This window comes from Psychrobacter sp. KCTC 72983, from assembly GCF_014280455.1.
Lineage (GTDB): Bacteria > Pseudomonadota > Gammaproteobacteria > Pseudomonadales > Moraxellaceae > Psychrobacter > Psychrobacter pacificensis.
In genome coordinates this window covers 337,178-350,305 of the sequence record NZ_CP060390.1, presented here as the reverse complement: position 1 = coordinate 350,305, position 13,128 = coordinate 337,178, and the positions used below count along the sequence as shown (strand labels likewise).

General features: G+C 43.1%; 9 protein-coding genes and 1 pseudogene. 8 read left to right on the top strand and 2 right to left on the bottom strand.

Annotated features, from left to right (window positions below):
• Nucleotides 1-54: 54 nt before the first annotated feature.
• The 6 genes from rseP to PSBA01_RS01345 all read left to right on the top strand — a co-directional run bounded on the left by rseP (nucleotide 55) and on the right by PSBA01_RS01345 (nucleotide 8,489).
• Nucleotides 55-1,431 (top strand): RIP metalloprotease RseP, encoded by a 1,377-nt coding sequence (gene rseP, locus PSBA01_RS01370; protein ID WP_186474834.1) that lies wholly within the window; start codon nucleotides 55-57, stop codon nucleotides 1,429-1,431.
• A gap of 262 nt (nucleotides 1,432-1,693) precedes the next feature.
• Nucleotides 1,694-4,114, top strand: a complete 2,421-nt coding sequence (gene bamA, locus PSBA01_RS01365) for an outer membrane protein assembly factor BamA (protein ID WP_186474833.1) — start codon at nucleotides 1,694-1,696, stop codon at nucleotides 4,112-4,114.
• A 146-nt stretch (nucleotides 4,115-4,260) separates the two neighbouring features.
• Nucleotides 4,261-5,277, top strand: coding sequence for a UDP-3-O-(3-hydroxymyristoyl)glucosamine N-acyltransferase (lpxD, locus tag PSBA01_RS01360; RefSeq protein WP_186474832.1), 1,017 nt, complete (start codon nucleotides 4,261-4,263; stop codon nucleotides 5,275-5,277).
• 52 nt (nucleotides 5,278-5,329) lie between these two features.
• A complete protein-coding gene (gene fabZ, locus PSBA01_RS01355) occupies nucleotides 5,330-5,866 on the top strand; it encodes a 3-hydroxyacyl-ACP dehydratase FabZ (RefSeq protein ID WP_186474831.1) in 537 nt (178 codons plus the stop codon).
• Nucleotides 5,867-6,039: 173 nt separating this feature from the next.
• Nucleotides 6,040-6,819 (top strand): acyl-ACP--UDP-N-acetylglucosamine O-acyltransferase, encoded by a 780-nt coding sequence (gene lpxA, locus PSBA01_RS01350; RefSeq protein WP_071003795.1) that lies wholly within the window; start codon nucleotides 6,040-6,042, stop codon nucleotides 6,817-6,819.
• Nucleotides 6,820-7,136: 317 nt separating this feature from the next.
• A complete protein-coding gene (locus PSBA01_RS01345; protein ID WP_071003465.1) occupies nucleotides 7,137-8,489 on the top strand; it encodes a sodium-dependent transporter in 1,353 nt (450 codons plus the stop codon).
• Nucleotides 8,490-8,613: 124 nt separating this feature from the next.
• Here PSBA01_RS01345 and tgt read toward each other — a convergent pair whose 3' ends face one another.
• Nucleotides 8,614-9,765, bottom strand: coding sequence for a tRNA guanosine(34) transglycosylase Tgt (gene tgt, locus PSBA01_RS01340; protein ID WP_058023663.1), 1,152 nt, complete (start codon nucleotides 9,763-9,765; stop codon nucleotides 8,614-8,616).
• A gap of 99 nt (nucleotides 9,766-9,864) precedes the next feature.
• Here tgt and PSBA01_RS01335 point away from each other — a divergent pair.
• Nucleotides 9,865-10,176 (top strand): annotated as a pseudogene (locus tag PSBA01_RS01335) (SOUL family heme-binding protein).
• Nucleotides 10,177-10,285: 109 nt separating this feature from the next.
• Here PSBA01_RS01335 and asd read toward each other — a convergent pair.
• On the bottom strand, nucleotides 10,286-11,419 hold the full coding sequence (asd, locus tag PSBA01_RS01330; protein WP_186474830.1) for an aspartate-semialdehyde dehydrogenase: 1,134 nt from the start codon (nucleotides 11,417-11,419) through the stop codon (nucleotides 10,286-10,288).
• A 450-nt stretch (nucleotides 11,420-11,869) separates the two neighbouring features.
• On the opposite strand from asd, the gene PSBA01_RS01325 reads away from it, so the two are divergent.
• Entirely contained in the window at nucleotides 11,870-13,000 is a 1,131-nt protein-coding gene (locus tag PSBA01_RS01325) for an endonuclease/exonuclease/phosphatase family protein (protein WP_186474829.1), read from the top strand.
• Nucleotides 13,001-13,128: the final 128 nt, after the last annotated feature.

The following is a 13,128-nucleotide window of genomic DNA, read 5'->3' as shown; positions in this document are numbered from 1 at the left end:
ATGTTGATGTTGATGTTGATAAAAGATGCTAAGCAACAATACTGAGAAAAGATCATGACGTTTTTATTAACGCTTCTTGCGGCAATATTTGTCTTAGGTCCACTCATTGCCTTACATGAGTGGGGGCACTATATCGTGGCACGGATGTGCGGCGTCAAAGTATTAACATACTCTATCGGTTTTGGCCCTAAACTATTTGGTTGGACCAGCAAAAAAAGTGGCATCGATTATCGTATCTCAGCATTGCCACTCGGCGGCTATGTCAAAATGCTTGATGAGCGTGAAGGCAATGTCGCAAAAGATGAACAGCATCTTGCGTTTAATTATCAGCATCCGCTCAAGAAGATTGCGATTGTCGCCGCTGGCCCCATCATGAATTTCATCATTGCCATTGCGCTCTTTTGGGTGCTTTTCATGACGCCCTCTGAGCAGTTGGCTACCAAAATCGGGCAAGTACTGCCAGATACCCCAGCTGCGATGGCGCAGTTACCTGTCGGTGATAAGATTATTGCGATTGATGGGCACGATGTACAAACGTGGGAAGGCATCAATTATCGCCTTGCAGGACGGATGGGTGAGACAGACAATGTGAGTATCACACTACAGTCAGATGCCCAAACCAATCAGTCGATCAAAACCTATCAAGCACCAGTCACACAATTTATGCAGGGTGATGCGCAAGGTAAAGATGCATTGACCAGCTTTGGTATGTTACCGTGGCAGCCGCAGATTGCCCCGATTGTCGGTGAATTGGCGCCTGATGGTGCGGCTAGCCGTCAAGGTCTACAGGTGGGCGATCGTATTACCGCCATCAATAATCAAAACATTGACGATTGGATTAGCGCCACGCGTATTATTCGTGATAATCCCGAGGTGTTACTTGATTTTACCGTATTGCGTGATGACAAAACGGTGCAATTGCAAATTATGCCGCAAGGTAAAAAAGACAACTTGGGTAATAATTACGGTCAAATTGGCGCCATGGTTGATCAGACTGAGATTGCTATTCCTGATGCCTACAAAACCACCGTGGTTTATGGCCCTGGCGAGTCATTGGTCAAGTCGTTCGAGAAGACTGAGCAGCTAGCTGTGATGACGGTAAGCTCGATGGGAAAAATGCTCTCAGGTATGATTGGTCTGGATAACTTGTCAGGTCCGATTACCATTGCCAAAGTTGCCAAGCAAAGCTTTGATATCAGTTGGCAGATGGTATTATCGACTGCCGCGCTCATTAGTTTAAGTCTGGCGGTATTAAATCTTTTACCGATTCCAGTATTAGATGGTGGTCATATCGTTTATCATTTCATCGAACTGATTCGCGGTAAACCGCTCTCTGAAAGGGTGCAAATGGTGGGGTTAAATATCGGTTTACTCTTACTGGCAGGTTTCATGGTGTTAGCAATTGGTAATGACATCAGTAGGCTGTTTTGATCGGTTAATGAGTAATATAATCAATAAAGCACGATATACTAATGGTTTAATGCCTCTTACGCTTTGATTGTTGCTATTATACGCAAGATACTTTGTGTCATAGCCTCTGTACTAATCGTAATTTTTAGTTTATTTTGTGATTCTTTTTATATAAAGTGTTCTGAGTCAGCCGTGCATGGAGTTGCGACTTTGTGCAAATGGGCTGGACAACATATGCTTTTTAACTTAACTTTAGCAAGTTTTTTATTGACGGATAGTGTTTATGCGTACGCCTTTATTTATGAGCGCGGCTGGGTTGCCGTTAGTTGTAGCGATGATGAGTATGCCGGTACAGGCTGCAGAATTTGTAGTGAATGACATCGGTTTCAATGGCTTACAACGCCTAACCCCTGATAGCCTCTATCCGGTTCTACCTATTACGGTAGGAGATACGGTCAACGACAGTAGCTTGGCGGCCAGTATCAAGGCACTATACGCCACTGAAAACTTTGCTGATATTCAAAGCCGTGTCGAAGGTGGTAACCTCAGATTTGATGTTATTGAACGTCCAACCATTGCCGAAGTGAATTTTGAAGGTAACAAGCTCATTCCCAAAGAAGGGCTTGAGCAAGGCCTTGGGAATGCTGGACTGTCTGTCGGTAATGTACTGAAGCAATCGACCCTGCAAGGCGTTGCTAATGAGCTGCAACAGCAGTATATCAGCCAAGGTTACTACAACAGTAATATTGAAGTAGATCAGACGGTACTTGATGGTAACCGCGTCAAACTTGATGTGCGCTTCATCGAAGGTAAGCCTGCTAAAGTTGTTGATATTAATGTGATTGGCAACAAACACTTTAGTGATGAAGAGATCAAAGATGTCTTTGCGGTAAAAGAATCATCATGGACGCGTCTGCTATCAAAATCTGATCGATATGCACAAGAAAAACTGGCCGCCAGTTTAGACAATTTAAAAGCATTGTATCAAAACGATGGTTATGTGCGTTTCGCAGTAGATAACGCGGTACTCAATATTAGTGAAGATAAACGTAGTGTGTTCATCGAAGTCAGTTTGAGTGAAGGTGAGCAGTATCAGTTTGGTGACGTCAATTTCTTAGGTAAGCCTACTTTTGATAACGACGAACTAAAAGAGTTGGTGACTTTTGCGCCTAATGAAAAATATTCACAGGCCAAACTGGATGACACCACAGCTGCGCTCAAAAGACGCTATGGTAACGAAGGGTATTATTTAGCTCAAGTTAGACCTGTACCACGCATTAATGACGACACCAAAATGGTTGACGTGGATTATTATATCGATCCTGCACGTCCTATTTATGTTCGCCGTATCAACTTCACAGGCAATCTAAAAACTCAAGATGAAGTATTGCGCCGTGAGATGCGTCAACTGGAAGGGTCTCTTGCCTCTAGCGAAAAAATCCAGCTTTCACGTACACGTCTTATGCGTACCGGTTTCTTTAAAGCTGTTAACGTTGATGTAAAACCAGTACCCAATCAGCCAGATCAAGTAGATGTCAACTATACCGTAGAAGAGCAACCTTCTGGTAGTTCAACGATTGCAGCAGGTTACTCGCAGAGCGGAGGTGTTACTTTTCAGTTGGATTTGACCCAAAATAACTTTATGGGCACTGGTAACCGCGTTAAAGCCGCACTATCACGTTCAGAGACACGTGATTCGTATAGCTTGGGTTACACCGATCCATACTTTACAGAAAATGGCGTCTCACAAGGGGTGAGTGCTTATTATCGCGAAACCAAATACGATGATAGAAACGTCAGTAATTATGTCACTGATGCCTACGGTGCTACGCTAAATTATAGCTATCCTGTGGATGAGACCAAGCGTGTCAGTGCTGGTCTAAATGTCGACAACACGACAGTACGTGGTGGTCGTTTCCTCGGCATATCAAACGCACAAGAAATCATCGATGACGGCGGTACTGTTGAAGACTTCACTGGAGATTTCGAAGGTCGTACTGGCTTTAAAAATGATTATCAGACTTACAACTTACTATTGGGCTGGGACTACAGCACACTAGATCGCCCAGTGTTTCCGACTAAAGGTATGAGCCACACTGTTGATGCTACCATTGGCCTTGGCGATTCTAGCTATCAGAAACTCGTTTATCGCGGCAACGTGTATTATCCGCTTTATAAAGATTGGATCGCGCGCGGTTATACCAAACTTGGCTATGGTAATGATTTGCCATTCTATGAAAACTTCTACGCGGGTGGTTATGGTTCAGTACGTGGTTATGAGTCTTCAACGTTAGGACCTAAGTCACAAGCTTATTATGATGCTATTAACGATCCCGCTGATCAGACGTATAGTACAGAAGAGGTTGGTGGTAATGCGTTAGTTAGTTTTGGTACCGAGCTAATTCTACCAATGCCGTTTAAAGGCGATTGGGCAGATCAAGTGCGTCCAGTACTATTTGCTGAAGGTGGTCAGGTATTCGATACAAGTGACAAAGAAGACCGTACCTTCGTTAATCCTGGCACTGGTGAGGATACAGGTGTACCACTATTGACCCAAGACAACGAATTCCGCTTTAGTGCAGGTGCAGGTGTGACATGGTATACACCAATTGGTCCAATTTCACTCAGTTATGCCGTACCTTTTGGTGATAAAGAAGGCGACGAAACTGAAAAGGTCCAGTTCCAGATTGGTAATACATTCTAGATCGCTAATATTATCTAAATATATCTAATCGTTCTCAAATATTTGTCTAAGTAAGTTAGAATGTCATTAGTTTCCAGTAGGTCGTCAAAACACATTGTTATTTTGACGACCGTTTTATATATAACAATAGTCTATTAATAGTCATTATGATAACGATTGAGCAACTTATCACTCGGATTGAGCAGCGCCAGCCCATTATCAATAAGGCTGATATTAGTGCTGAGCAGTTACGTCACCCATTTAACAGTGTTGGAAGTTTAACTACTGCTGACCAAAAGCAGCTAAGCTTTTTGGCAGACCCTCACTATATCTCTAGTTTGTCCGGTAGCCAAGCAGGTGCAGTATTGGTCACCCAAGCGTATCGTGACCAAGTACCTGAGTCGGCCTTAGCGTTGGTTGTCTCTGACCCATACCTAGCTTATGCCAGCGCCAGCCAACTATTTGCCCATCAGTCACTATCTGCTGGAATCCATCCTAGTGCTGTGATCTCTGATAGCGCTGTGATTGGTGATGAGGTTAATATTGGTCCTTTTTGTGTCATTGGCGACTATGTGCAGATAGGAGCGCGTAGCTCACTTGATGCCCATGTAGTGATCGAGGCGCATTCTGAGATCGGTACTGACAGTGTTATCAAATCGCAAGTGGTTATTGGTCATGATTGTGTCATTGGCAATTATGCAAGATTGCATGTGGGTGCGAGCATTGGTGCCGAAGGGTTTGGCTTTGCTCCTACCAACAACCCTAGTGTTTCAGGCTGGGAGCGGATCGCTCAGCTAGGCCGTGTGATTATTGGTGATCATGTACGCATTGGTAGTCACACCTGTGTCGATCGCGGCGCCATTGATGATACGGTTATTGGCAATCATGTTATCATTGATAATTTGGTTCAAGTTGCTCATAACGTACGTATTGGTGACGGTACTGCCATTGCCTCCCAAACGGGTATTGCCGGTAGTACGACGATAGGTAAACGCTGCATTATTGGCGGTGCTGTCGGTATCACAGGGCATATCGAAATTACAGATGATGTGGTTTTATCAGGTATGACCATGGTTACCAAATCTATAAAAACTGCTGGTTCTTACTCTTCTGGAACTGCTGCTATGCCAACTGCTAATTGGCGCCGTGCAGCGGTACGCTTTCGTCAGCTTGGTCGTGATTAATGCGAACACATACAAACAATAAACATCCAAAACATAGCAAGGAAGCCTCATTATGAGCAATGACCATATAGATATCCCAACTGATGAAGACATCAAAAGCTTGGCTGAGCAAGGTCTTACCCTGCCACTAACGTATCATACGATTAAGCATTATTTACCACATCGTTACCCTTTTATGTTGGTCGATAGAGTAGTCGCTTGTACACCAGGAGAGTGCATTACGGGTATCAAAAATGTGACCATTAATGAAGAGTTTTTTAATGGGCATTTTCCTGACGAGCCAATCATGCCAGGGGTATTGATGGTAGAGGCAATGGCACAGGTTTCAGGCATACTTGGGTTCATTACCGCAGGTCTGACTTCAAAAGATGGCTATCTGTATTTGTTTGCTGGTGTGGATAAAGTGCGTTTTAAGCGCCGAGTCATTCCTGGTGATCAACTCACCATTCGTGCCAAGACAGTGATGCAGCGCCACGGTATTTATAAGTTTGATTGTACGGTGCATGTCGAAGACGAACTTGCTGCGAGTGCTCAAATCATGATTGCGCGTCAAGAGCAGCAAAAAATCAAAGACAGTAAAAGTGCCTAAGTTTGTAATAAGTTAGCATTCATAAAGCGCTATATCGAATCGATCTTCACAATTATAATGAGCTATTATATTGATATTTAACAAAGCAGCGGATATTGGCCTCATTCATGAAGCCAAACTGGCTGTATTTGGCTGACTATTTATTTGCATTAAATGATACAAGGGCCCACATCATGAGTCAGATTCACCCTACAGCACTCATCTCACCATCTGCACAGATTGATGAGACTGCCATCATTGGTCCCTACTGTATCATTGGTGATGAAGTGTCAATTGGACCACATACTGTGTTGCATAGGCATGTCGTTGTCACAAAGTTAACGCGTATCGGTGCACACAATCAATTCTATCAGTTTGCGAGTGTTGGAGAGGATCCTCAGGATCTAAAGTATGCAGGTGAGCGTACTTGGCTTGAGATTGGCGATCACAATACGATTCGCGAAGCTTGTAGCCTACATCGCGGTACTGCACAAGATAGTGAGCTAACCAAGATAGGTAGTCATAACTTGTTGATGGTCAATACTCATGTGGCGCATGATTGTGTGATTGGCGATCATAATGTGCTGGCAAATAATGTTGGTGTTGCAGGTCACGTGACTATCGGCAGCCATACAATCATCGGTGGTAACTCAGGCATTCATCAGTTTTGTACAGTAGATGACTATAGTCTGGTTGGCGGCGCCAGCTTGATTTTAAAAGACGTCGCAGCGTTTACGATGGTGTCTGGTAATCCAGCAAAAGCTCATGGTCTAAATATCGAAGGCATGCGCCGAAAAGATTGGTCGAAAGAAACCATTGATGTCCTACGCCAAGCGTATCGTACTATTTTTAGATCGGGTCTGACGACAGCGCAAGCTTTAGAGGTTCTGCAAGGTGAGCTACTATCTCAAGAGCCAAAAGTTCAATTGTTGATTGATTCACTACAAAAAAGTCGTCGCGGGGTGGTGCGTTAAACGCATATTGAGCTACGATAGAAGCTAGGCTAGATAGTCGTTTTTTACAGTTTTAATCTGCCTAAATTTTATTAATAAAAGATAATATTGCTAAAAGCCATAACCAATTGTTATGGCTTTTTATATTTATGAATGCTTGACTTTTTTGGTCGCTTAGCAGAAACTGAGCGTTTATGATATTGTAAACAATTCTTTCTTAATGTTACGGGACACTCCATATTGAAGTGTTTACTAAATAGTTTGATAGTAGTAGTGACTATTTATGATGATCAAGGAGGATTGTCAGTAGCGTTATTTGAAGTACGAGGACGCAAAAAATGGCTATCAATAAACAAGAACATGCGCAATGGAGCTCAAGTTTTGGCTTCGTGTTAGCGGCAGTAGGTTCAGCAGTAGGTTTGGGAAATATATGGAAGTTTCCATATATGGTGGGTGAGAGCGGTGGTTCAGCTTTCGTTATCGCTTATTTATTCTGTATCGCGCTAGTCGGTTTTCCAATATTAGTTGCTGAATGGCTCATTGGTCGCCGTGGACAAAAAAACCCAGTCAACACGTTTGCGGATGTGGCTGCTAGCGAAGGTAAATCTCGTAGCTGGACCATCGTTGGTGCTACTGGTATTTTGGGTGGCTTTTTAATTCTATCCTTCTATAGTGTGATCGGTGGTTGGGCACTTAACTATATCACCAAAGTGGCGTCAGGCAGCTTTACAGGTCAAGATAGTGATTCTGTGGCTGCGACCTTTGATGCGATGCTAGCATCAGCCGGTACATTGACGATTTGGCACACTGTATTCATGATTTTAACGGCCGTTATCGTTGGTATTGGTGTAACGAGTGGTATCGAAAAAGCAGCCAAGATTTTGATGCCACTATTGGGTGTGATCCTTTTCGTTATCGTTGGTTATAACATAATGAATGGCGGTTTTGGTGAGGCAGTTGCTTATTTGTTCACGCCAGACATGAGCAAGCTGACGGCTGACGTTATGCTTGCAGCATTAGGTCATGCCTTCTTCACGCTATCGATTGGTATGGGCATCATGGTTGCTTATGGTTCGTATTTGGGCCGTGAAGTGAACTTGCTAAAAACTGCACGTACCGTTGTTATTTTGGATACGGTTATCGCTTTGGCGGCTGGTTTAGCCATTTTCCCAATTATCTTTAGTAACGGTCTAGATCCTGCGTCAGGTCCTGGTCTGATCTTCGTCAGCTTACCGATTGCTTTTGGTAGCATGAGTGCGGGTATTATCATTGGTGCATTGTTCTTTTTGCTTATTACCTTTGCAGCTGTCACCTCATCTATCTCATTACTAGAGCCAACGGTTGAGCTACTAGAAGAGCGTACGTCGATGAGCCGTACCGTATCGACTATCGTTGCCAGTACTGTGATTTGGCTATTAGGCATTGCCGCATTGCTATCGTTTAACCTATGGTCTGAATTTACTATTATGGGTAACGGTATCTTTGATGCCCTAGACAAGATTACCAGTAAGTTCCTGTTACCTCTAACAGGTCTTGCGGCTATCGTATTTGTTGGTTGGAAAATGGATCAGCGTAGTATTCAGCAAGAGCTTGGTTTATCTAATGCGACATGGCAGCTTTGGCAAATTGTTGCAAAATTCATCGCGCCAATCGCTGTGATCGTGGTATTTGTTACCTCACTGATGGGCTAATAGTTATTTACAATGATTTAGACATGTAAATCATTGAGTGATAAAAGCAGTACACATAAAAAGGGCTTAAGAATTATCTTAAGCCCTTTTTATGTCTAATAATATCAATAAATACTAAAATAGATTAACGCAAGTTTAACTCAGGAATGGTTTGTCCACGCTTATTATAAAATTCGCTAACGAATTCATCAAACTGATCTTGCTCAATGGCGTCTCTGATCCCTTGCATCAAACGTTGGTAATAGCGTAAGTTGTGAATGGTGGCTAGCTGAGCACCCAACATCTCTTTACATTTATTAAGATGGTATAAGTAAGCACGGCTAAAGTTTTGGCAAGTGTAGCAGTCACATTCAGGATCTAATGGGCCTTCGTCGTTACGATACTGGCTATTACGGATACGTACCACACCAGCATTGTCTGCATCGCCCGTCACAAAGTAATGGCCATTACGCGCGTTACGAGTTGGCATCACACAATCGAACATGTCCACACCGCGGCGTACGCCTTCAACTAAATCCTCAGGCTTACCAACGCCCATTAGATAGCGCGGCTTATCTGCTGGCATATCATCGGGCAGGTAGTCTAGGACGTCTATCATCTCTTCTTTTGGCTCACCAACTGAAAGACCGCCGATAGCATAACCATCAAAGCCGATATCTAGCAAACCTTCGAGTGATTGCTGGCGCAAATCGGGATACATACTGCCTTGTACGATACCGAATAATGCGTTGGTGCTACCCAGTCTATTGTGCTCATCAACGCAGCGTTGTCCCCAGCGTAGTGATAGCTCTAGAGATTTCTTTGCTTCATCATGAGTCGCTGGATAAGGCGTACATTCATCGAACTGCATGACAATGTCTGAGTTCAAGCTGTATTGGATTTGCATGGATTTTTCAGGAGAAAGAAATACTTTGGCACCATCGATAGGCGATTTGAAGTTAACACCTTCTTCGGTAATTTTACGCATGGCCCCCAGACTGAATACTTGGAAGCCGCCTGAATCCGTCAAAATAGGCTTGTCCCAATGCATGAACTTATGCAAGCCGCCAAATTTATCAATCACTTCCGTGCCTGGGCGTAACCAGAGGTGAAAAGTGTTGCCTAAAATGATATCAGCACCAATGGCTTCGATATCACGTGGCAGCATACCTTTGACCGTACCATAAGTCCCAACAGGCATAAAGGCAGGCGTCTGCACGTCGCCATGATTGAGATGAACGGTGCCGCGGCGTGCACGCGTTGCACCGCTGGCTGTTTTATGTAAGACAAATTGCATATGTTAACCGATATATGAGCTATGAAAATGGCGCTAATTATAGCATTGTTAGGGATTTTTTGGATATTGATATTCATTCTGTCAATATAGTCAGTCAGTATGCAGCAAGATGACGGAAAGTGGCGCGTACAATTCGCGATGCCCAGTAAATATACGATGGAGACGTCACCAAAACCAAATAACCCAGAAGTCGAAATCGTCGAAGTACGAGCTCAAAATTATGACATTATCAAATTCTCAGGATTTACTGGAAGTGATAAAGTAGATAAAAGGACATAAGAACTGCGAAATTGGATGCAAAGCAAAAATTTAACGCCTACAGGTGAGCCAGAATTGGCACGTTACGATGAGCCATGGGCATTGCCATTTTTACGTCGTAACGAAGTAATGATTGCGTATGAGCAAAAGTAATACAAGGATACTAGGGTATATAGTCATTGTTCTTAGCCATTTAGGTTATTGACCGCACAAAAAAGACAGCAAGTGCTGTCTTTTTTATCTGATATTTTGGTTATTCGATTTAGTTGTTTTGCTCACGAATGATATTCAGCATACGGCGCAATGGTTCTGCTGCGCCCCATAACAACTGATCACCAACGGTAAAGGCACCTAGATATTCAGGGCCCATGTTTAATTTACGTAAGCGGCCTAATGCAACTGTTAATGTACCAGTCACTGCGACTGGCGTTAAGCGATTCATAGTGGCTTCTTTGTCGTCTTCGACCAAGTCTAACCACTCGTTGCCGCTATTTTTTAGGGCGGCTTCAATCTCTTCTAGAGGGATATCTTTTTTGAGCTTGATGGTTAGACCTTGCGCATGGCAACGCATTGCCCCGACACGTACACACATACCATCGATAGGAATCGTGCTAGCTTCGTCATTACCAAGAATTTTGTTAGTCTCAACGCCGCCTTTCCATTCCTCTTTTGACTGCTTATTTTCTAACTGTACATCGATATAAGGAATCAAGCTACCGGCAAGCGGCACACCAAAGTACTGTGTAGGGAAGTCTGCTGAACGCTGTGTCTGAGCAATTTTCTTATCAATATCAAGAATGGCGCTAGCAGGGTTGGCCAGCTCATCTTGTACAGCGTCATGCAAAACACCCATACCTGAGATAAGCTCACGCATGTTATTGGCACCAGAGCCACTAGCCGCCTGATATGTCATCGCGCTGACCCATTCGACCCAGCCCTTATTGAACAGCTCGCCGATAGCCATCAGCATCAACGATACGGTACAGTTACCACCGATAAAGTCTTTTTTGCCACTGGCTAGGGCGTCATCAATGACGCTGCGATTGACTGGATCAAGAATGATGATGCTATCGTCTCGCATGCGTAGCGTACTTGCCGCATCAACCCAATAGCCAGTCCAGCCGCTATCACGTAGTGGTTGATGAACTTTTGACGTATAATCACCACCTTGGCAAGTAATAATCACATCACAGGCAGCGAGTGCTTCAATATCATGAGCGTCTTTTAGTTGGCCAGTTTTAATACCGTCGAATTTTGGCGCATCACCACCAGCATTACTGGTTGAAAAGAAGACAGGCGTAATACCGTTAAAGTCATTTTCTTCTTGCATACGTTGAATCAATACTGATCCTACCATGCCGCGCCAGCCTACCAAGCCTACTGTTAAATTACTCATGAAATTCAGTCCTATTTACAATTATTTGTTGCATCACCAACCGATAACAATGCCGTGAATGGTACAAAAAAGCAAGGCGTTTTGGCTATTATTTACTCGTTTTCCATACACTATTAACTATGTGTACTATAACTTTACGTTATTATTAGAGTCGCGCTTAGGTATTGGCAAAATATATTTGGTTGCCTATAAAGAATAAGGCTCTCGATAAAATACTTATTATTTTGATTGGGCAGGTATTGTAAATTTTTATGGCAGTTGTTGCAGAATCACGACTCATATATAGGCGAAAATCTTATGAAATGCTAAAGTAAGCTTCTAGCATTAATACTTGACGTCAGTTCAGTTAGAACTCAGTTCAGTTAAGATAATGATGTGCGTTGTCATGGAATGAATGGCACATGTCATTATTGGCCCCATTATCATCTCAATAAACGGTTATCACATACTATGGATCTCTCACTATTATATTACAGCTTACAATGGCTCGCAGGATTCATCGCATTTGTAACGATCTGGGGTTGGGTGCCACTGGATAATTGGTGGGTACGTGGCGTCGAATTCCCACGCATTCAGATAATGGTACTGGGCATTATTGCTTGGATTGGCATGATCATGTTTTTCTCAGAGTGGCAACTGGGACAATGGTTGTTATTTATAGTGCTTAGTATCACGTTAGCGTTCCAGTTAAGAATGGTATTGCCGTATACCAAGCTATGGAAAAAAGAAGTTCAAAAAGCAAAGGACAAACCAGAAGGGCAAGTACATCAATTAAAAATCATGGTCTCAAATGTGTTAACACCCAATGATGAAACACAAAAATTGGTTGATTTGGTCAAGCATAGACAGCCCGATATTTTAATTACGCTTGAAACTGATAAAAAATGGGAGAAAGCCTTACAGCAAATTGAGTCTGATTATCCATATACGGTGAAGGTTCCGCTGGATAATCTATACGGTATGCACCTGTACTCTAAGCTTGAGCTCATAGATCCTGAAGTGAAGTACCTAATAATTGATGACATACCTTCTATTCATACGCAGTTACGCTTGCAAGGTGGTCGAGTGATTTGGCTATACTGCTTGCATCCTATGCCTCCAAGTCCAACTGAGGCTGATAAATCTACCACGCGTGATGCTGAGCTGTTGATGGTTGGCAAACACATCAAAGAAAATGAGCAAACCGCGATATTGGCTGGTGATCTCAACGATGTGGCATGGTCAAAAACCACGCGCCGCTTTCAGCGTATTTCGGGGCTACTAGATCCTCGTATTGGTCGACACTTTATCAACACCTTTCATGTCAAATATCCATTTCTGCGTTGGGCATTGGATCATATTTTCCATAGCGCTTGTTTTACCGTCGTAGATATCAAACGTATGCCATCTATTGGGTCAGATCATTTTCCAGTGATGACGACTTTGCAATACGAGCCAGAAGAAACCCGTCATCAAGAGGAAAACGCACCGACTGCAGAAGCGGAGGATGTTGAAGAGGCTGACAGCAAGATTGAAGAGGGCAAAAAAGAAGGCAAGAAAATGTCAGATGAGCACAGAGAGGCACAATGTAGCTTTGACTGATAGTAGAGATAAAAGGTAAGAAAAATTTGCTTTCATAACGTAAGCATATGCTTACGTCAAATAAGGTCTTTAGCTTATATTCGTGCTCAGTTGATTGTCCTATAATACATTTATCAACACAAGGATAC